Origin of the sequence: Rhizobium sp. AN73 (genome assembly GCF_030757975.1) — a bacterium.
In the GTDB taxonomy this organism is placed as follows: Bacteria; Pseudomonadota; Alphaproteobacteria; order Rhizobiales; family Rhizobiaceae; genus Agrobacterium; species Agrobacterium arsenijevicii.
In genome coordinates this window covers 1,245,698-1,266,111 of the sequence record NZ_JARWME010000002.1, presented here as the reverse complement: position 1 = coordinate 1,266,111, position 20,414 = coordinate 1,245,698, and the positions used below count along the sequence as shown (strand labels likewise).

19 protein-coding genes and 1 pseudogene are annotated in these 20,414 nt (G+C 59.4%); 13 read left to right on the top strand and 7 right to left on the bottom strand.

Annotation, left to right across the window (positions count from 1 at the left end; genetic code table 11):
• Window positions 1–292: 292 nt before the first annotated feature.
• Window positions 293–661, top strand: coding sequence for an Hpt domain-containing protein (locus RBH10_RS16215; RefSeq protein WP_281036508.1), 369 nt, complete (start codon window positions 293–295; stop codon window positions 659–661).
• Between the two features lie 135 nt (window positions 662–796).
• The gene (locus RBH10_RS16210) at window positions 797–1,117 is read left to right on the top strand and encodes a 2Fe-2S iron-sulfur cluster-binding protein (RefSeq protein ID WP_045016007.1); all 321 of its coding nucleotides are present in this window, start codon (window positions 797–799) and stop codon (window positions 1,115–1,117) included.
• Between the two features lie 311 nt (window positions 1,118–1,428).
• Here the strand turns inward: RBH10_RS16210 and RBH10_RS16205 are convergent, their stop codons facing one another.
• Window positions 1,429–2,055 (bottom strand): DUF922 domain-containing Zn-dependent protease, encoded by a 627-nt coding sequence (locus RBH10_RS16205; protein ID WP_281036509.1) that lies wholly within the window; start codon window positions 2,053–2,055, stop codon window positions 1,429–1,431.
• 180 nt (window positions 2,056–2,235) lie between these two features.
• Here RBH10_RS16205 and folP point away from each other — a divergent pair, with 180 nt between their 5' ends.
• From folP to folK, 3 genes are all read left to right on the top strand, one after another.
• Window positions 2,236–3,021 (top strand): dihydropteroate synthase, encoded by a 786-nt coding sequence (folP, locus tag RBH10_RS16200; protein ID WP_281037365.1) that lies wholly within the window; start codon window positions 2,236–2,238, stop codon window positions 3,019–3,021.
• A gap of 78 nt (window positions 3,022–3,099) precedes the next feature.
• Complete coding sequence (folB, locus tag RBH10_RS16195; RefSeq protein WP_003502532.1) at window positions 3,100–3,465, top strand: dihydroneopterin aldolase; 366 nt, start codon at window positions 3,100–3,102, stop codon at window positions 3,463–3,465.
• A 4-nt stretch (window positions 3,466–3,469) separates the two neighbouring features.
• On the top strand, window positions 3,470–3,985 hold the full coding sequence (gene folK / locus RBH10_RS16190; RefSeq protein ID WP_281037366.1) for a 2-amino-4-hydroxy-6-hydroxymethyldihydropteridine diphosphokinase: 516 nt from the start codon (window positions 3,470–3,472) through the stop codon (window positions 3,983–3,985).
• A gap of 14 nt (window positions 3,986–3,999) precedes the next feature.
• Here folK and RBH10_RS16185 read toward each other — a convergent pair whose 3' ends face one another.
• The 4 genes and pseudogenes from RBH10_RS16185 to RBH10_RS16170 form a co-directional block, all read right to left on the bottom strand.
• A complete protein-coding gene (locus RBH10_RS16185) occupies window positions 4,000–4,557 on the bottom strand; it encodes a hypothetical protein (RefSeq protein ID WP_045016011.1) in 558 nt (185 codons plus the stop codon).
• Between the two features lie 129 nt (window positions 4,558–4,686).
• Complete coding sequence (locus RBH10_RS16180; protein ID WP_281036510.1) at window positions 4,687–5,766, bottom strand: YcjF family protein; 1,080 nt, start codon at window positions 5,764–5,766, stop codon at window positions 4,687–4,689.
• Window positions 5,763–7,242: pseudogene (locus tag RBH10_RS16175) on the bottom strand (YcjX family protein). The gene RBH10_RS16180 and the pseudogene RBH10_RS16175 overlap by 4 nt, the downstream one beginning before the upstream one ends.
• A gap of 129 nt (window positions 7,243–7,371) precedes the next feature.
• On the bottom strand, window positions 7,372–7,848 hold the full coding sequence (locus tag RBH10_RS16170) for a histidine phosphatase family protein (RefSeq protein WP_281036511.1): 477 nt from the start codon (window positions 7,846–7,848) through the stop codon (window positions 7,372–7,374).
• Window positions 7,849–8,149: 301 nt separating this feature from the next.
• Here RBH10_RS16170 and dksA point away from each other — a divergent pair, with 301 nt between their 5' ends.
• Entirely contained in the window at window positions 8,150–8,569 is a 420-nt protein-coding gene (dksA, locus tag RBH10_RS16165; RefSeq protein ID WP_003512796.1) for an RNA polymerase-binding protein DksA, read from the top strand.
• Window positions 8,570–8,699: 130 nt separating this feature from the next.
• On the opposite strand, the gene RBH10_RS16160 is transcribed toward dksA, so the two are convergent.
• Window positions 8,700–9,929: a flagellar biosynthetic protein FliO gene (locus tag RBH10_RS16160; protein ID WP_281036512.1), complete on the bottom strand. Its 1,230-nt coding sequence runs from the start codon at window positions 9,927–9,929 to the stop codon at window positions 8,700–8,702.
• A gap of 329 nt (window positions 9,930–10,258) precedes the next feature.
• Here RBH10_RS16160 and cckA point away from each other — a divergent pair, with 329 nt between their 5' ends.
• The 7 genes from cckA to RBH10_RS16125 all read left to right on the top strand — a co-directional run bounded on the left by cckA (window position 10,259) and on the right by RBH10_RS16125 (window position 19,441).
• Window positions 10,259–12,850: a cell cycle histidine kinase CckA gene (gene cckA, locus RBH10_RS16155; protein ID WP_045016015.1), complete on the top strand. Its 2,592-nt coding sequence runs from the start codon at window positions 10,259–10,261 to the stop codon at window positions 12,848–12,850.
• Window positions 12,851–13,144: 294 nt separating this feature from the next.
• A complete protein-coding gene (gene clpS, locus RBH10_RS16150) occupies window positions 13,145–13,498 on the top strand; it encodes an ATP-dependent Clp protease adapter ClpS (RefSeq protein WP_003512812.1) in 354 nt (117 codons plus the stop codon).
• Between the two features lie 10 nt (window positions 13,499–13,508).
• Window positions 13,509–16,025, top strand: a complete 2,517-nt coding sequence (gene clpA, locus RBH10_RS16145) for an ATP-dependent Clp protease ATP-binding subunit ClpA (protein WP_281036513.1) — start codon at window positions 13,509–13,511, stop codon at window positions 16,023–16,025.
• Window positions 16,026–16,094: 69 nt separating this feature from the next.
• Complete coding sequence (locus RBH10_RS16140; protein WP_281036514.1) at window positions 16,095–16,853, top strand: AzlC family ABC transporter permease; 759 nt, start codon at window positions 16,095–16,097, stop codon at window positions 16,851–16,853.
• Window positions 16,850–17,194, top strand: a complete 345-nt coding sequence (locus RBH10_RS16135) for an AzlD domain-containing protein (RefSeq protein WP_045016018.1) — start codon at window positions 16,850–16,852, stop codon at window positions 17,192–17,194. The genes RBH10_RS16140 and RBH10_RS16135 overlap by 4 nt, the downstream gene beginning before the upstream one ends.
• A 68-nt stretch (window positions 17,195–17,262) precedes the next feature.
• Window positions 17,263–18,213: a phosphatase PAP2 family protein gene (locus tag RBH10_RS16130; RefSeq protein ID WP_281036515.1), complete on the top strand. Its 951-nt coding sequence runs from the start codon at window positions 17,263–17,265 to the stop codon at window positions 18,211–18,213.
• 277 nt (window positions 18,214–18,490) lie between these two features.
• Complete coding sequence (locus RBH10_RS16125; RefSeq protein ID WP_281037367.1) at window positions 18,491–19,441, top strand: phosphatase PAP2 family protein; 951 nt, start codon at window positions 18,491–18,493, stop codon at window positions 19,439–19,441.
• Here the strand turns inward: RBH10_RS16125 and RBH10_RS16120 are convergent.
• Window positions 19,420–20,310, bottom strand: coding sequence for a LysR family transcriptional regulator (locus tag RBH10_RS16120; protein WP_281036516.1), 891 nt, complete (start codon window positions 20,308–20,310; stop codon window positions 19,420–19,422). The two genes, RBH10_RS16125 and RBH10_RS16120, sit on opposite strands and share 22 nt — an antisense overlap.
• Window positions 20,311–20,414 lie beyond the last annotated feature (104 nt).

Here is a 20,414-nt window from a genome sequence, read left to right as displayed (position 1 = left end):
AAGCTTGAGCATAAGCCTTGTCGGAACGGCAGTACCGTAGTGACACATTTAGGTGTTCGAAACAATTAATGCGGGTTTGCCGCAGCAGCGAAGTGTCGGCTTTTTAACAGTTTTTAAACCTGAGTTTCGCGTTGAACGCCTTGTTTCGCATAAGTTTAACATAAATTAACCATAGCAGAAGATTTTCGCCCGCGTCACGCCGTAATTTAAGCCGATAGCACCGGCTTCAATGCGTAAATACGACACAGATGTGACACGAAACAGGAAACGGCGAGACAAAGGAATTTCAGACATGGCAGCGGTCAGTATTGCGTTCGAAGCTCCGGATAATTGCGGTGGTGCGCCGGCCGCCGGTGTAAAACCAATCGATTTCGATCATCTCGCCCGGCAGACGATGGGCGACAAGGAACTGGAAATCGAGGTGCTGCAACTCTTCAGCCGCAACGCCCGCGCTGCCCTGCATGAAATGGCCGGTGCTGACGACAAGACCGTCAAGGCGACCGCCCACCGTCTGAAAGGCGCCGCACAGGCAGTTGGTGCCTCCGCTGTTTCCACGGCGGCGGCAGCGGTAGAGGACAAGGGCAACGACAGCGCGGCGATCGCCAGGCTTGCCGCAGCCATTGTCGAAGCGGAAAACTTCATCCTCAAGCTCTGCCGCTAAGGCAAATCCAGTCAAATTCACCATTTTGCGGGGCCGGTTGCGCTTGGCGTCCGTGATAAGCGGGTTGCCAAGGCGAACCGGCCTTTCTATGTGTTTGTTTAGAACAGTTCTTAGACACCATTTTGGATTTCCGGCATGACAAAACTGACCATCGTTGCCTTTGACGGCACGCCCCATGAACTCGACGTGAGCAACGGTTCCACCGTCATGGAGAATGCCGTGCGCAACTCCGTACCCGGCATCGATGCGGAATGCGGCGGCGCCTGTGCCTGTGCGACCTGTCATGTCTATGTGGATGATGCATGGGCGGAACGCGTCGGTGGACCCGAGCCGATGGAAGAAGACATGCTGGATTTCGCCTTCGAGGTCCGCCCCACCTCGCGTCTTTCCTGTCAGATCAAGATGAAGGACGAGCTTGACGGTCTTGTCGTTCACGTTCCCGAACGTCAGGGCTGACAGCTCTCCCTACATTACGCGCCATAGAAAAAGCCCCGCTCACCTGGTAGCGGGGAGCGGGGCGAGGCGGGTACGCAGCATGCAAGCGAGGGAGGAAACACCTGCGAGCCTCAAGTGCGCACCGGGAGAACCGGAGGTGGTTCCAAACGCCAGACCCGCTGCGGGTTGCCACCGTTCTGAACCATACAAGCAAGCTACAATGAGTCTCGCCGACGGCACCATGACGAGAAGTCACGGGTGATATCGGACATGACGTAACGTCATGTTTACGTTGCGTTGTGCGTTTACGGGAAAATGCGGCGAGCGGCCGCTCAGCGCCGGTTCTGGCCCTGCTCGATCCGGTTCTTCAAAAGCCGGGTCATGCGCGCATCGAAGTTTTTCGATTCCACTATATCGAAGCGCAGCTGATCCTTGTCGTGCTCGTCCATGACGGTCTGGGTGATCTTGCCGACCATTCCCTGCAGGGTTTCACAATCTTTTTGCGGACGAAGCGCCGTCAATTGCCTTTCGAGCGAGCGGGCATGGGTGCGGGCGATTTCCGCGTGCCGTTCCTCGTGGCGCTTGATATCGGCAAGCAGCGTATCCCAGATGAAGGCCAGCTCCGCGGTGGTGCGACGACGGTTTTTCCATTGCGGCAGGAGGATACGGGTGTTCAGCAGCACCTTGGTGGTTCCGACGCTGCACATGCCGTTTTTCTCGACATAGGTGAGTTCGCCGCCAAATTTGATCTCGGTCGCACCTGGATGGCGCGCCCCGGTGTTGTGCGTCAGGGGGCCATGTTTGGAAAGCTGCCTGTCGAGGTCGGCGGCGGTTTTGCCGTTGATCGTAAAATAGGAATAGGTCTTGCGGACGATGGTTTCGGAAAAAGCCGATCCGGGCATGGAAAGGGCCAATACGCCAGCGAAAACGGCGCAAAGAGCACGTGAAGATATGGTCATGACCCGGCCTTCCGGTTGAACTTGAAAAACGTTTGCTGCATAGGCGGAGCGGAACTTATAAGAATTGGCATAACACTCCGTATATTCCCGAAAGGCGCGTGTTACGTGATAACAGCCGGCAGCAATGTGTGGCAAGCGGCCCATGGTCGCTCCCTGAAACTTGATGGACGTGGCCGTATTATGGCCATCGTCAATGCGACGCCCGATTCCTTTTCGGATGGCGGCCGTTATCTCGCCGTGGATGCGGCTTTTTCCCATGCGCTGACCTGCGTGGAAGAGGGTGCCGATATCATCGATATCGGCGGCGAATCTACCCGTCCCGGTGCGGCTGAGGTGACGGCAGCTGAGGAACAGGACCGGGTGCTGCCGGTCATCGAAAGGCTGCGCCGCGAGACGGATGTTCTGATTTCCGTCGACACCTACCGCGCATCGACGGCAAGGCTGGCGATCGAGGCGGGAGCGCACATCGTCAATGACGTGTTCGGCCTGCAGAAAGACGGGGACATGGCGGGTGTGATCGCCGCCGCACGCGCAGGCGTCTGCATCATGCATACCGGCCGCGACCGGCAGAAGCTTGCCGATGTCATTGAAGACCAGTTCGAATTCCTCAACCGCTCGCTCGAGATCGCCGAGGACGCAGGTATCGCCCGTGATGCCATTGTGCTTGATCCGGGCTTCGGTTTTGCCAAGGATGAGCGCGAAAATGTCGAGTTGATGGCACGCTTCGGCGAACTTGCCGCTTTCGGCCTGCCGGTTCTGGCCGGTACGTCGCGCAAGCGTTTCATCGGGTCGCTGACGGGCAGGGATGCGGCCCAGGAACGCGATATCGGAACAGCGGCGACCACAGCGATCCTCAGGCTGGCGGGTGCCGCGATTTTTCGCGTGCACAATGTCGCCGCAACACGCGATACGCTGGCAATTGCCGATGCGGTTCTTGCCAAAGCATCGGCAAGGCCCGATGCATAGATCAATAGATACCGGAGTGCCGCATGCTTCGAAAGAAGTCGGCTATTTCGGTAAAACCCCCGCCATGGAGGCGATGCGATGAGCCGCTACACCATCATTCTGAAAAACTGTTCCTTTTTCGCCCGTCATGGCCTTCTCGAGCAGGAGGAGGTGCTGGGCCAGCGCTTTTTCGTCGATGCCGAGATGGAAGTTGAAGCGGGCGACGCGCTGGAAACCGACGATATCGAAAATACCGTCGATTATGGCGTCGCTTTCGCTGTCATCGAAAAGATCGTTGTCGGCCAGCGCCGCTATCTGATCGAGGCATTGGCGAACGATATCGCCAAGGCGCTACGTGCGCGTTATCCGCAAATTGTCTGGCTGCGGATCACGGTGCGTAAACCTTCTGCACCGGTTCCCGGCATTCTCGATTATGCGCAGGTGAGTGTTGAACACCGTGCCTGACAGGATGACCGTTGCTGCATTGGGCCTTGGCGGCAATATCGGCGATCCGGCCGCCGCAATGGCCAGAGCCCTGCGCGAACTCGATGCGCATGGCGACTGCCGCGTGCTGGCCGTCTCCGGGCTTTATCGCACGCCGCCCTGGGGCAAGACCGATCAGGCGGATTTCTTCAATTGCTGCGCTTTGGTCGAAACCTCGCTTGCCGCTCCCGCGCTGTTGCAATTATGCCTCGACATCGAAAAGGGCATGAAGCGGGTCAGGACCGAGCGCTGGGGGCCGCGTACCATCGATATCGATGTGCTGACCTACGGTGATGAAGCTCTCGTTACGGAAAGCATCGAAGTGCCGCATCCGCGTATGACAGAGCGCGCTTTCGTGCTGATACCGCTTGCCGATATCGCACCCGATCTCGAAGTCCGTGGTAAACCCGTGCGGGAATGGCTGCAGCAGGCGGATAAAACCGGCATCATCAGCGCAGACGAAAAACGGGAGTGGTGGACACTCCCGCTTGGCGATGGCTGAAATGATAGTCGCTTTTACGGCTTGATCGAACCGACGGCGATCTGGTCGATATCGCGCGCGAGCGTCACGCCGATCACCGGGATCATCTGGTCGGCGACCTTGACGGAAATGGTGATGTTCATCGAATTGTCGTTCGAGACGCGGGCAACCATGGCGCCGTTGAGCTTGGCGCGATTGATGCCGACAACCACCTTGTCGCCGCTGACTTGCCCGGAAATGATGTCCAGTCCCTTGCCTTCGGCGCCATCGAGGAACTTGCCCTCGTAAGAGCCGCCCTTCTGGCTGATGACGGCGGACATGGGCTGGCTGAAGACTCCGACACGGCAGGTGCCGGCGAGCTTGATGCCGGTCTGCTTGTCGGCAAGCGGTTCGCCCGTCAGGTCGCAGGTGAATTTGGTGCCCTTGTATTTGCCGGCGACGATTTCGCCCGGGCCTTTCCAGCTTCCGGCCACGGAACGGAAAAACACGTCGTCGCGATCGCGCGGTGCGGCATGGACATCAGACAGGCCGAAGCCGCTGACGGACAATATGGCGGCAAGTCCGCCCACAAGCGAAAAGAAGCGCGAATACATGATACTTTCCCCGGCGAAGATGCCTGTTCGATAAGCGGCAATCTACCGGCGGAATGGTTAATGCTTGGTTTATTTCGGCCTAATTTGCGGCTTCGTCCGTAACCTTTTGATCCGCATATGCCCGGCCGATCAGGCTTTCTGACCGGTTTTTCCACCGCCGAGATCGGGCGTCAGGTCGGACATGAAATCACCTATCCCCGGTCGCTTCACCGCCTTGAACGGCAGCGGGCGGCACAGATCCATCGCCGCAATACCGATTCGCGCCGTCATCAGGCCGTTGATGACACCTTCGCCGAGGCGCGCGGAGAGTTTCGAGGCAAGCCCGTGGCCGAGAACCTGCTGGGCAAGCCCGTCGCCGACGGCGATCGACCCCGTGACGGCGAGATGGGCGACGACATCGCGCAACAGCTTGAGCATGCCGAGCGTGCCGGGACGGCCGCCATAAAGTTCCGCCATGGCCCGCACCAGCCGAGTTACCTCGAACAGCACATAAGCGAGATCGACCACCGCGCGCGGGCTGACGGCGGTGACAACGGAGACACGTTTGGAGGAATTGAGGATCAGGGCGCGGGCCTGCCGGTCAAGCGGCACTAGCAATTCCCGTTCGGCAAGCTCGATCAGATGCAGGCCGTCGATCACGTCGTTTTCGGTTTCCTTGAGTGCGGCGCGCCCCTTGGCGGTTTCGGCGCGGTGCGACAGAACCGCATTGAGACGGGTGATGATGGCGCGCGCGGGTTTCGGGTTTTTATCGAGGCTTGCCGTCTCCGCGTCGGCTTTCAGCGATTGCACGGCATTGAGCCGCATGATGCCGAAGACTTCACGCCCAACCAGAACGAGGACGGCAAAAAGCGCCACGAGGAGGGCGATGCTCGCCGTGTAACCCAGCCAGTCGGAGCGGGAAAACAGATTGCGGATAAGCTGATCTGCCCAGAGCCCGAAAGCGAGCGAGAACAGCACGCCAAGCGCACCGAGCGCGAGTTTGCCGAAGGAGAAGCGGCTCTTTTTCGGCACCGCCACTGGCAATGCGGCGGCATCGATCTCTTCAGGCGCGAAAAAGGGATCATCCTCATCGGGCGTCAGAGAAATTTCGGCATCGAAACTGCGCGGTGCGCGTTTCTGCGTAGCGGTCGGCCGCGCCGTCTCTTCGGTTTCTAGCGCGAAAGCGGCCGGGCGACGTGTCTGCGGATCGTTTGGTGTGGGAGCCTTCATGCGAGCTTGTCTCCAAACAGGAACTGCATGGCGCGGTCGAGCCTTATGTGGGGAACGGAAAGCCGGATGCCACCGCTGCCCGGCTCATCGATATTGGGCGGGCGGAAACGCACGACATTGACGTCGGGCAACGTTGCCTTGTCGCCATCCGTGTCGATGCTGCGGAAAAGCGGCTCCGGATCCTCCGGCAGGTCGCCGGGAAAGATTGCCGTCTTGCGATTGCCGTCGAATATCTCGCCGTTGATGGTTTCTCCCGCCATCGGCGTGCCGACGATGACCGGAAGCTCGTGACCGTCCTGTCGCACGCTTGCTTCTTTGGTGGCGCGCACGGAAGCCAGCGCCATGACCTCGATGCCCGCACCATTCATGCCGATGGTGGTGATGGCGCGGTCCACCAGACGGCGCGTCAGCCGCTCCAGCCGGTCATGGCTCTCGTGATGCAGATGGTCGGCCTTGGTGGCGGCAATCAGCACCTTGTCGATGCGCCGGCCGAGCAGCGATGACAAAAGGCTGTTGGTGCCGGGGCGGAAACAGGCGAGAACATCGCCCAGCGCCCGTTCCAGATCCTGCACGGCCTCGGGGCCGCGATTGACCGCCTGAAGCGTGTCGATCAGCACGATCTGCCGGTCGAGACGGGCGAAATGCTCGCGGAAGAAGGGTTTGACGACAATCGACTTGTAGGCGTCGTAGCGCCGCTCCATCATGGCGCGCAGCGACCCTTTCGGCGCTTTTTCGTCGGTTAGGCCCGGCAGCGGCGCGAATGTCAGCGCCGGCGATCCTTCAAGGTCGCCGGGCATCAGCAGACGGCCCGGTGGCAGCGTCGACAGAGAACGCTCGTCGGATTTGCAGGCGCGAAGGTAGGCGGCGAAGCTTTCTGAGAGGCGGCGTGCCGTCATCTCGTCAGCGGGGGCGTTGATATCGAGAGACGCGGCGATTGCCAGCCATTCCTGCGCCAGCTCGGCGCGGATACCGTTTTGCGCCAGTGCCACGGTATTGTCGCTGAACTGTTTGTAATCCTGCGAGAGCAGCGGCAGATCGAGCAGCCATTCGCCGGGATAATCGACGATATCGATGGAAAGTTTTCCGGCGGAAAACCAACGGCCCCAGCCGCTGGCGCTCTGGTAATCCAGCGTGATCCGGAGTTCCGAGATCGCCCGTGTCGAGATCAGGCCAGAGCCTGTCGCGCACCAGCGCCTGAATATGGTCCTCATACTGAAAACGGGGAATGGCATCGTCCGGCTGCGGCTCCAGCCGCACATTGGAGACGCGCCCCGACCGCATGGCTTCAAAAAGCGGCAGGCGGCCGCCATTCAGAAGGTTGTGGACGAGGGAGGAAATGAAAACCGTCTTGCCCGCCCGCGAAAGGCCGGTGACGCCAAGCCGCAATGTCGGATGGGTAAGGGTGCTCGCACGGTCGGCCAGATTGTCGAATGCGATAAGCGCACTGTCCGTCAGGGACGTAAGAGAAGGCGGCAATGGCAGTTTCCCAGCTGTTTTTCACGGTCACGGCTTCAATATAGGAAGGGGCGACTGCCCAAAAAGAAGCGCGACAGCGGATTTTCTGTGGGCCATCTTCGGCAACGTCTTGATCGCACGCCGCTGCGGTTATTTGCCGGGCGAGAGAAAATCGACCAGCCGCCAGCGATTCTTGCCGTTCCCGGCGCTGTCGTCGTGATCGAGCACTGCGAGACCCGATGTCGGAAAACCGGAGGGCAGGGCGGCGTGCAGCAGATCCTCGCCGATCATCGCCTCCAGCGTCGCCTCCATGGTGGGATTGTGCCCGACCAGCATCACCGACCCCACATCCGTTTGTGCGTCGATGAGCGAGAGATAGGTTTCGCTGCTCGCATTATACATCTCATCGATATAGACGATGTCGATGCCCTCATTGAAGGCCCGTTGCCAGGCCTGTGTGGTCTGCCGGCAGCGCGTGGCGGTTGAGGATAAAAGCACGTCCGGGCGGTAGCGCCGGTCGGCGGCAAGATCGGCGATGATCTCCGCTTCGGCAAAACCCGCCTCGTTCAATCCCCGGTCGAAATCACGCTCTCCCGGTGCCGCCCAGGCGGCCTTGGCGTGGCGCAAAAGATACACTCGGCTCGGAGAAGATGCTGTCAAGGGCGGGGACCGACGTTCGAATGGGAGGCAATGGAGGAATGCTACAGGATAGGGTTGCAGGACCGCAAGTCCTCTTTCCTGTTGGTAAGTCGCGTTTAAGTGATTCAAGAAGAGATCGCTTGAATACGAATAAAGGATAAAAATTAGTCATTTAGATGATTTTTGTGTCAGTTTTAAAAATGCCTGAAAACTGATCTGTAGACTTGAATCAGCCTATATCATTGGAGTATACACCGCCGCATTGAGATGTTCTTCGAGGAGAATCGCGTTGAGTGAGAAGATCGATCTTAGCAAATATGTGCTCTCGGAAGACGACGAGTTCATGAATGCAAACCAGCGGGCCTACTTCCGCGCGAAGCTGGTCGCCTGGCGAAACGACATCCTGAGAGAAGCGCGCGAGACCCTCGGACATCTCGCCGAAGAAAGCGCCAATCATCCCGACCTAGCGGACCGGGCATCTTCTGAAACAGACCGGGCGATCGAACTTCGCGCCCGCGACCGCCAGCGCAAGTTGATCTCCAAGATTGATTCTGCCCTTCAGCGGATTGATGACGGCACTTACGGTTACTGTGAAGAAACGGGCGAGCCCATCGGCCTCAAGCGTCTCGACGCCCGCCCGATTGCGACCCTGTCCATCGAGGCACAGGAACGTCATGAGCGTCGTGAAAAGGTCTACCGCGACGAATAAGGTGGTGCGTTGTTCCCGCCGCCACGGCGAACGGGTCAGCGAACAGACTGGAAATGACAAAAGGGCACGGAATTGTTTCCGTGCCCTTTTTGCTGCCTTGAATTCTTGTCCGCCGAAAGGCGTGAGCCTGTCAGCGGTCGCGGGTGACGGAAAGCTCACCGAAAATGCGCGCCATTTCCTTCTGCATGTCACCATCCGGTGTGGCGCCGGTAACGGGTGGTGAGACAGGTTCGGTTTTGGGCTTTTCCGCAGCGGTGGCAATTACCTGTTCGTTGTCCGCATCCTTGCTCTTGGCGATCTCCGCTTCGAGAAAGCTTTCGAAATCGATTGCGAGGTCATCGGAAAATTTCGGCTCGGCGTTGGCGGAGGCGACAGCCGGATTTTCGGACTTAGGCGCGAAGGGCGCAGGCGGCGTATCTTGCCCCGGTTTCAGGCCGGGCAGAACGCGCTCCCGCGCGGCGTCCAGAAAATCTGCGGCATTCGATTGGTCGATGACCGGTTCGCGCGCGGCAAAAACCGGCGGAGCAAGCACCGCAGGCCGTTCTTCCGGCACCGCTGCCTGTACAGGGGCAGGCGGCTGAGGAGCCGGCGCGAAAGGCTCGGCTCGGCGCTGTTCCTCTCGTTCGGCAGGCATATCGAGTGATGCGGCGGCAAGCGGCAAAACGGCAGCGGCCGGAGCAGCTGCAATGACCGGTGCCGGTGCTGGTGGTGGCACGGGACGAGCGATGTCCCTGTCCTGTACGGCTGGTCTTGCCGGTGCAACAGGCTCGCGTGCCGTCATGGGCGTGGATACGGGTTGCGGCGGAGCTGGCGGGCGCGATGTAGCGGGTGCAGGGGCAGGTGCCGGACGGGCAACCGGGGCGGGCGCTTCAGGCCGCTGTGGCTGCCTTACGGGCTCTTCCGGCACGGCAGCCGGGATTGCCGCTGCAAGTGGCTGCTGCGGCAAAGCGGGGCGGCTTTCCCGAGTAATCGACGGCTCGGCTCTTTTCGCTTCGCTTTCCTGACGCGGCAGCGCCTTCAGTTCCGCTTCCTGCGGTTCGCGCACTTCCCTGACAATCGGGATAGCGCCGATACCGCTCTCGATGACGATATCGGTTGGACCGCCGATCATGACCAGATGCTCGACATTGTCGCGGCGCACCAGCACCAGGCGGCGCCGGGCGTCTACGGCCGTCGCGTCGAGAACCTGCAGGCGCGGCTGCCGGTTACGGCCGCCACGGATAAAGGGGGCCGCACCGCCGCGCCTGCGCAGGATCCAGAGAGCGATCGCCAGAACGAGGAGGGCCACACCGACACCGACAACGGCGACGATGAGATTGTTTCCATAGGTGCCGATAAAATCTTCCATCATGGAGATCATCCCTTCAGATTTTTTCGAGCAATTAATATTGCCGTGGTTCTTATAGTGTGAACGTAAAGCAGGAAAAGACGATTTTTTTGGGCGAGACACAAGGTTTATCCGCCTTCATCCCATTGAAATGCAAAACCGGTTGGCGCGCTTTCGGTTCCCTTATCGCCTGAAAGGGCCGCGCATTGTGCTTTCAGGCCGTTTCCCTGTGCGTTTTTAAGCCTTTGTGTCGTGGCGGAGCTTTTTGATGGTCAAGCGAGTTGCTACAAGAAATTCTGCTGCCCGATTCCGTAAGGAGCCGTGGCTCACCGAATGACGACCTGCAGGACTGCGAGGCCAAGATGACACGGGTGCGCGAGACAAGCGACAACGACCTTCCGCTGGTGGACAGGCGTGCCCGTTCCGGCACGGTCTTACGCATTCTGCTTCTGGCGCTGGTGCTGATCGCGGCGGCGGCCGCCTTCGTCTATTTCAAGGATCAGCTGGAAAACGAAATCGTGCTCGGCATTCTCGGCGTGCTGGCGATGATGGGCATCTTCTTTCTGGTATCGTCGATCATCGGTTTCATCGAGGTTATGCCGCAGTCGCAATCGGACGGGCTTGCCCGCCGTTTCCTGTCGGCCCACCCGGATGGCACGCTGATCACCGATGCCAAGGGGCATATGGTCTACGCCAACGCCACCTATTGCCGCATGAGCGGCACCACGAAGGCGAGCGACATCCAGAGCCTCGAGACGCTGTTGTCGCGCAGCCGGGAATCGACAGAGGCGCTTTATCGCCTCATCAACGTTCTGCGCGAAGGCCGCGATGGCTACGAGGAGTTCCGGCTGCTGAAACCGCTCGGCGAAGCCGCTGCGACCGCCGGGCCGCACTGGTACCGGCTGAAGGGGCGGGTGCTGAAGGATGCGGGCGGTGAAGACCTGCACGTCTTCCAGATCGCCGACATCACGCCGGAGCGCGAGGACCAGGAGCGTTTCTTCCGCGAATTGCAGAACGCCATCGATTACCTCGACCATGCGCCGGCCGGTTTCTTTTCCGCCGGCCGCAAGGGGGAGATCGTTTATCTGAACGCCACCCTGTCCGAATGGCTCGGCATCGATCTGGCGCAATTTTCCCCAGGCTCGATGACGGTATCGGATATCGTCGCCGGCGAAGGCATGGCGCTGATCGAATCGGTTCATCCGCAGGGCTCGGCAAAGCGCACCGAAATCCTCGATCTCGATATGCGCCGGGTGAATGGCCAGAGCATGCCGGCCCGCCTCGTGCATCAGGTTACCGCCAAGGATGGTGCGCCGGGTGAAAGCCGCACCATCGTTCTGATGCGTCCCAAGGGGCAGGAGGACACGGAATCCTCCTCCGCGATGCGCTTCACGCGTTTCTTCAACAACACGCCGATGGCGATTGCGTCACTCGACGGGGAAGGCCGCATTCTGCGTATCAATGCGCCGTTCCTCAAGCTGTTCTCCGGCGTCGTCGGGCGTGACGATATCGATCGCGGCGTGGTTCTCGAAACCGTCCTCCATGACAATGAGAAACCCAGGCTCGAGCAGGCGCTGGCCGAGGCGAAGGACCGGCAGGGCGACATCGCGCCGTTCGATTCCCGCCACCCGAGCGACGAGGGCCGGCATTTCCGTTTCTACGTCAACGCCGTCATCGATCAGGACGACGAAGCCCCGGAAGAGGTGGCGATCGTTTATGCCATCGAGGTGACCGAGCAGAAGGCGCTCGAAACGCAGATGGCGCAGACGCAGAAGATGAACGCCGTCGGCACGCTGGCGGGCGGTATCGCCCACGACTTCAACAACGTGCTGACAGCCATCCTGCTGTCTTCCGACCATCTGCTGTTGCAGGCGCGGCCCGCCGATCCGAGCTTCGCCGACCTCATGGAGATCAAGCGCAACGCCAACCGCGCCGCGGTTCTGGTGCGTCAGCTCCTCGCCTTCTCTCGCAAGCAGACGATGCGCCCGGCGATCCTCAATCTGACCGATGTGATCGGCGATCTGCGCATGCTGGTCGACCGGCTGATTTCCGGCACCAATGTCAAGCTTGAGGTGGATTACGGCCGCGATCTGTGGCCGGTGAAGACCGACCTGTCGCAGTTCGAGCAGGTGCTGATCAATCTTTGCGTCAATGCGCGAGACGCCATGCCTGATGGCGGCAAGATCACCGTCCGGACGCGAAACGTCGAGGCGAAGGAAATCGCCGCGCTTGGCCGACCCGAATTCCCGGCGGAAGACATGGTCATGATCGAAGTTGCCGACAACGGAACCGGCATTCCGCCCGAGATCATGGACAAGATATTCGAGCCTTTCTTCACGACCAAGGACGTTGGCAAGGGCACCGGTCTCGGCCTGTCGATGGTCTATGGCATCGTCAAGCAGTCCGGCGGTTACATCTATCCCGAATCGGAAGTGGGCAAGGGCACCGCATTCCGCATCTACCTGCCGCGCCATGTGGTGGAAGTGGTACACGTTCCGGGCCAGCAGCCCGGCGAAGCGGCGCTCGCTCCGGTGGCTCTGCCAGAACCGGTGAAGGAAGAGCCGCTCGATCTGACCGGCAACTCTGCTGTCGTCCTTCTGGTGGAGGACGAGGAGGCGGTGCGGCGCGGCGGCAAGCGCATGCTGGAAACCCGCGGTTACACCGTTCACGAGGCGGGTTCGGGTGTCGAGGCGCTGGAAGTGATGGAAGAGCTGGAGGGCAAGGTCGATATCGTTGTGTCCGATGTCGTGATGCCGGAAATGGACGGTCCTTCGCTGTTGAGGGAGTTGCGCAAATCCTATCCCGACCTGAAATTCATCTTCGTTTCGGGTTACGCCGAGGATGCGTTTGCGAAAAACCTGCCGGCGGATGCCAAATTCGGCTTCCTGCCGAAACCCTTCTCCCTGAAACAGCTGGCGATCGCCGTTCGCGAAATGCTCGACAACAAGGAATGATGGCGCATCACGCGGGCGGTGGTGGCCAGTTCCGCTACCACCCGCGATTCCCATGCAGGCGCTTGTATCAAGGCTGAAATGACGTCGGGAAAGGCGGACATCACCATGCTTTCCCGCGGCACTATCGCAAGTTCCCCGTTTTTCCCGAGGTTTGCCTCTTCGCAAACGCAATAGTGATTGCACCGTTTCACAGGGGGCTTAAAATCGCATCTTAACGACCTAGATATGAAGAGGCGAAGTTCTCCCTCTGGCGATGAGCTGTCGGTTTGAGAACGGTTTGGAGAATGATGAAAGATGATCGCTGAGCCGATCTACATGCAGGGCGAGGGCGACGGGGAAGACGGCGGTACGAACCGCGGAACGTCCGTTATCACCCGCGTCAAGCCAAAGACGAAAAGACCGAATTTGTACCGTGTTCTTTTACTGAATGACGATTACACTCCAATGGAGTTCGTCATCCATATTCTGGAGCGTTTTTTCCAGAAGGATCGCGAAGCGGCGACCCGTATCATGCTGCACGTGCATCAGCACGGCGTCGGCGAATGCGGGGTGTTTACATATGAGGTCGCAGAGACGAAAGTAAGCCAGGTCATGGATTTCGCCCGACAGCACCAGCATCCGCTGCAATGCGTCATGGAAAAGAAATGAGGATCGCAACGTGCCAACTTTTTCCCCAAGTCTCGAGAAGGCGCTGCACCAGGCACTGACCTTTGCAAATGAGCGTCACCACGAATATGCGACGCTGGAACATCTCCTTCTGGCGCTGATCGACGACGCGGATGCCGCGGCCGTGATGGGCGCCTGCAACGTCGATCTCGATGCGCTGCGCAAGACCGTCAGCGATTACGTCGACAACGAACTAACCAACCTCGTGACCGGTTACGACGAGGATTCCAAGCCCACATCCGGCTTCCAGCGGGTTATCCAGCGGGCTGTCATTCATGTGCAATCGTCCGGCCGCGAGGAAGTGACCGGCGCGAACGTGCTCGTCGCCATTTTTGCCGAGCGCGAAAGCCATGCCGCCTATTTCCTGCAGGAGCAGGAGATGACCCGTTACGATGCGGTCAATTACATCTCCCACGGCATCGGCAAACGTCCGGGCACGTCGCAGACGCGCGCGCCGCGTGGCGCTGACGAACCGGAAAGCGAAAACAAGGCGAGCCGCAGCAATCCCGAGGAAGAAGGACCGTCCGCGAAAAAGCAGCAGGACGCGCTGAAAGCCTATTGTGTCAACCTCAACGACAAGGCGAGGAACGGCAAGATCGACCCGTTGATCGGCCGCCACGAAGAGGTCAACCGCACCATCCAGATACTCTGCCGCCGCTCCAAGAATAACCCGCTTTATGTGGGCGATCCGGGCGTGGGCAAGACGGCGATTGCCGAAGGCCTCGCCAAGCGCATCGTCGAAGGCAAGGTGCCGGAGGCGCTCGCCAATGACACGATCTTCTCGCTCGACATGGGCACGCTGCTTGCCGGTACCCGCTATCGCGGTGATTTCGAGGAGCGGCTGAAGCAGGTCGTCAAGGAACTCGAGGAGTTTCCGGGCGCGGTTCTGTTCATCGACGAAATCCACACCGTCATCGGTGCGGGTGCCACGTCGGGCGGCGCGATGGATGCATCGAACCTGTTGAAGCCGGCGCTGTCCTCGGGCGCGATCCGCTGCATCGGTTCGACCACCTACAAGGAGTACCGCCAGTTCTTCGAAAAGGACCGTGCACTCGTGCGTCGTTTCCAGAAGATCGACGTCAACGAGCCGTCCATCGATGACGCCATCGCTATCATGAAGGGCCTGAAGCCTTACTTTGAGGATTATCATCACCTGAGATATTCCAACGAGGCAATCAAGGCTGCCGTGGAACTGTCGGCCCGCTACATTTCCGACCGCAAGCTGCCGGACAAGGCGATCGACGTGATCGACGAAACCGGTGCGGCGCAGATGTTGCTGCCGGCGTCCAAGCGCCGCAAGCTGATCACCGAGCGGGAAATCGAGGCAACCATCGCGACGATGGCCCGCATTCCCCCCAAGACCGTTTCCAAGGATGACGAGATGGTTCTCGCCAACCTTGAAAAGGAACTGCGCTCGGTCGTTTACGGTCAGGACATCGCCATCGAGGCGCTTGCCACGGCCATCAAGCTGGCGCGTGCCGGCCTGCGCGAACCGAACAAGCCGATTGGCTCCTATGTCTTCTCCGGCCCGACGGGCGTGGGCAAGACGGAAGTGGCCAAGCAGCTTGCCGCCTCGCTCGGCGTCGAGATGCTGCGCTTCGACATGTCGGAATATATGGAACGCCATACCGTGTCGCGTCTGCTCGGTGCACCTCCCGGTTATGTCGGCTTCGATCAGGGCGGTCTTCTGACCGACGGCGTCGATCAGCATCCTCATTCCGTGGTGCTGCTGGACGAGATCGAGAAAGCGCATCCGGATATCTACAACATCCTGTTGCAGGTGATGGACCACGGCTCGCTGACCGACCATAACGGCAAGAAGATCGACTTCCGCAACGTCATCCTCATCATGACGACTAATGCGGGCGCTTCCGAAATGGCGAAATCGGCCATCGGTTTCGGCTCTTCGCGGCGCACGGGCGAGGATGAAGAGGCGATCAACCGCCTGTTCACGCCGGAATTCCGCAACCGTCTGGATGCGATCATTCCGTTCTCGCCGCTGCCGACCGCCGTTATCCACAAGGTGGTGCAGAAGTTCGTAATGCAGCTCGAGACCCAGCTCTCCGAGCGGAATGTTACCTTCGACCTGCACGAGGACGCGATCTCCTGGCTGGCGGAAAAGGGTTACGACGAAAAGATGGGCGCCCGCCCGCTGTCGCGCGTGATCCAGGAACACATCAAGAAGCCGCTCGCCAACGAAATCCTCTTTGGCAAGCTCAAGAAGGGCGGCGTTGTCAGCGTCACCGTCGGCAAGAAGGATGACGGCTCCGACGGTCTCATACTTGAGGTTCTGCCGGAGACCGCGCCCGTGAAGCCGAAGCCGGAAGCGGAGCTGAAGGCCGCCAAGTCTCCGGGCAAGGCGTCGAAGGCCAAGGCGAAACCTGCCTCGAAGGCGGCGATTGCCAATGAGGAGGCGGATGTCCTGGTCGCCGAGGCGGATAAGCCCGACGAGGAGAGCAAGCCGCGCCGTAAGGCCAACACGGTGCCGAAAGTGCCGAAGAAGAAATGATGGTGGTCTTTTGACCGATAAACCGGTGCCGGGCGAAAGCCCGGCATTTTCATGTATAGTGGATCAGCAATGCAGACTGCCGACAGCGATACCATCCCCCTGCGAGGCTGGTTTTTCAGGGGAATGCGGGGCATATTCTCGCTGCCCTCGCTCATTCTCATGACATCCTTCGTCGGTTTCAGCGCCTTCGCGCTGGAATCGGGCGTGGCACGCGGCGAAGCGGTCTTCATGACGCTGATGATCTGGGCTTTGCCCGCAAAGATGATCCTGATCGGCTCCATGGTCGGCGGCGCCAATCTCGCCGCCTGTTTTCTGGCGGTGACGCTGTCATCGGTTCGGATGATGCCGATGGTCGCCTCCATCGTTCCGGAAATGCGCGGCGCGAAGACGCCGACATGGATTTTGCTGTTTCTTTCCCATTTTGTCGCGATCACGGCCTGGGTCTTCGCCACGCAGAACCTGTCGAAGGTGCCGCGTGAGGCCCGCGCCGCCTGGTTCGCCGGGTTTGGCATCACGCTTACCGTCGTCAATGCCATCATCGTCGGCCTTTGTTACGGCGTCGTTGCCGCCTTTCCGCCGCTGGTCGCCGGCGTGCTGTTCTTCCTGACACCGGTCTATTTCGTGGCATCGATCTGGGCGACCGCCCGTCACTCCGTCGTCAAGGTCGCCTTCGTCATCGGGGTGATCGCCGGGCCTGTCTTTGCGGTAATCGCGCCCGAATTCGACATTCTTTACGCCGGGATCGGCGGCGGCACGGTGGCCTATCTGATCGACCGTTTCGTCTTCCGCCGTAGAATCACCCCCGTCTCACCGGAGAGCGAACCATGATGACCGAACAATGGTGGGCGCCCTATCTCTTCATCGCGATTGCCGGCTGGCTGGCGACCGATTTTTGGCGCTGGCTCGGCGTTCTCGCCGGCAATCGGCTGAAGGAGGATTCTGAGGCGCTTTATTGGGTGAGGGCGGTCGCCACCGCACTCGTCATGGCCGTCACCGCCAAGCTGATCGTCTTTCCAACCGGAACGCTTGAGGCTTCACCACTATGGCTACGCATCGGCGCGGCCGCACTCGGTTTCATAGCGTTCCTGGCCGCCGGCCAACGCGTCATTGTCGGCGTGGCCGTCCCGATCCTCATTCTCGCCGGCGGGTTGTTCGCGCTCGGTTTTTAATACTCGTCTTATCCGAATATTAAGCCCGCTGACCTAGCTTTCCGCTGACTGGAGCTGGGGACAATTCCATGAAGTTATTTATTGCGGAACGCTTTGTACTGTACGTCATTTTGATATTATTCATTGTCGACGTGGCATTGATTGCGATGAGAGGCATTGAGGTCGACTATGCCGGATATTCTCTGTGCCTGGCGGTGGGTGCCGGGGTTTTCCTTCTTGGCCAGTTCTACCGGGTAAGCGAGCGTGATCTTCGCATAGCAGCTGCACTTGTTTCCGCTGGGCTGTTCATCCTTTTCTCGCTGGCGGGCTCTGTGTTTAATTATATGTTCCTGCCGGTTCAGTTTCCGGCGATCGATCCCCTGTTGTTACGTGTGGATGCGGCGCTCGGCTATAATTGGCGGGATGTCGTTATCTGGGCTGCTACCCATCCGTGGATCGGCAAAACGTTATTCTGGGTCTACGCTACGTCGCTGCCGCAACTGCTGTTGATCGTCATCATGTTGGGTTTTACCGGCAAGGATCGGATGCTGCACCATTTTCTAGTAACTGGGGTGCTTGGCGCTCTCTCCAGCATCGTCTTTTGGATATTTTTTCCAACTTACGGCGCTAAAGCCTATCTGGATCTGCCACAATGGGTCACCGAGACAATTCCAATGGCGGTCAACCCTGCCTATGGACAGGAACTGATGCGATTGGGGCAGGAAGGCGTAAGCTATCTCACACCTAAAAACGTGCTGGGATTGATCGGCTTCCCGTCGTTTCACATCTTCATGGCGGCGATGTCCGTCTGGTTCGTTCCGCGTCACTGGCTGGTGGTAGCGGTGATTTTGCCGCTAAATCTCTTGATGCTGCCTGCCGTTCTCGTTCAGGGCGGACATCATCTCTCGGATATTTTTGGCGGCCTCGTCGCTTTTGTTATCGTTTGCGCAGCCTCGAGCCGTCTGCTCAACTGGCTGTCGGCAAAGGAACGGGCCGGCGAGGCGGCAGCCGTTCCTGCCCAGGTCTTCGCGGCGGAATAATCGCCCCGGTTTTCGTACTCGCGCGCCTCCGCAACAAGCCGGTCCGACAGAAGCCGGGCCGATGTGGTCATCTCGTGGAGGCATCGCCACTGTGGCTGCACATCGGAGCGGCGACATTCGGTTTCATCGCATTCCTGGCGACCGGCAATCGCGTCATCGTCGGCGTGGCCGCGCCGATCCTGCTCCCGGCCAGCGGGTTGTTTATAATACTTTCCTTATATGAATATTAAGCTAAATGCCCTACTTTCTCGTTGATTGGAACCGGGGCGGCAATTCCATGCGACTCTTTGCGGCAGAGCGTTTTGTACTTGGCTTTATCGCCATCTTATTCGTTATCGATACGGTACTGATCGCTGTCAAAGGTATCAGGGTTGACTACGCCGGATATTTATTATGCGGATCGATGGGCGCCGGCGTTTTTATTCTCGGTCAGTTCTATCGCAAAAGCGGGCGTGATCTTCGCATCGCTGCCGCGCTAATCGCAGGCGGACTGTTCATTCTTTTTACGCTTGTTGCCTCCGTTTTTAACTACATGTTCCTGCCTGTCGCTTTCCCGGCGATTGATCATGCGCTTTTCCGTGTGGATGCGGCCTTCGGTTATAGTTGGATGGGCATCGTCACTTGGGCGGCGACACACCCATGGATCGGAACGATCCTGTTTTTCGTTTATGCGACGTCGCTGCCGCAGCTTCTGGTGATCGTGATAACGCTAGGTTTTACTGGCAAGGCACGGATGTTGCACCACTTCCTGGTGATGGGGGTGCTGGGTGCATTTGCAAATATCGTCTTCTGGATATTCTTCCCGACATTCGGACCGTCCGCCTATGTACAGCTACCGCAATGGGTTTCGCAGGCCATCCCCTTGGCGGTTGATGATACGTACGGGGAGGAGTTGAACCGTCTTATAACGGAGGGTGTGAGCTATCTCACACCTAAAAACGTACTCGGTCTGATCGGTTTTCCATCATTCCATATCTTCATGGCGGCTATGTCGGTCTGGTTTGCACCTCGTCACCGTTTGGTGATAGTGGTGATTTTGCCGCTAAATCTCTTGATGCTGCCTGCCGTTCTCGTTCAGGGCGGACACCATCTTTCGGATATTTTTGGTGGCCTCGTCGCTTTTGTTATCGTCTGCGCAGCCTCGAGCCGTCTGCTCAACTGGCTGTCGGCAAAGGAACGATCCGGCGAGGCGGCAGCCGTGCCGGCTCAGGTCTTCGCGGCGGAATAATCGCCCCGACTTTCGCTCTCGCGCGCCTCAGCAACAAGCCAGTCCGACAGGAGCCGGGCCGATGCGGTCATCTCGTCCGCTTCCACCAGCCAGTAATATTTTTCCGTATCGGCAGCACGGTCGAAAAGCACGGTCAATTGACCATCGGCGATTTCGTCGCGAAGAAGTGCTGTCGGGCAAAGGCCAATGCCCTGTCCGGCCTTAAGAGCGGTCACCAGCAGGTTGAAATCCGCGAAGATGGGACCGGCGCCCTGTGGCAAGGGCATGCCCGCGGTTGCCAGCCAGTCCCGCCATGCCGTCTCGCTGTCGTCATGGAGCAATTCCGCCCGTAGCAGGCTTGCGACATCATCGAATGGGCCGGATTTCGTGGCGTAAGCGGGTGCGCATGTCGGGCGCGTCTCGGCACTGAAAAGCGCCACGGCTTTCTGCGCGGGGCGGGTGCCATGAACAATGTTTAGATCCGCCTCGGTTGCGTGATGCTTGCCGGAATAGCTGATCGACACCTGTATGTCGGGATGCAGCGCCCGAAAGCGGGGAAGGCGGGGTGTCAGAAAATGCGCAACCACTGAAGGCAGGCTGGCAAGGCGAACGACGGTACGGTCGCGACGCCGGCTGATCTGTTCCGCACCGGAAGCGATCTGTTGCAAACCGGACGAAACCGTCATGCCGAATTCCTGACCCGCCGCGGTGAGCCTCACGCCTCTTGCGTGGCGTTCGAAAAGCGGCACGCCGAGCCATGATTCCAGATTGCGCACATGCTGGCTGACGGCGGTTGCCGTCATACCGAGTTCCTGCGCGGCCAGAGAAAAACTTGCTCTTCTGGCGGCGGCTTCAAAAGCGCGGAGGGTGGCGACCGGGGGTAGTTTCATGATCCCGCGAGGCTAAGTCAGACTTGGCCTGAGCGCAAGAAAAACCCATCTTGTCAGGCAAGCATCCATGCCGCAATTTCGCTTCGACATCTCATCACCCCGAG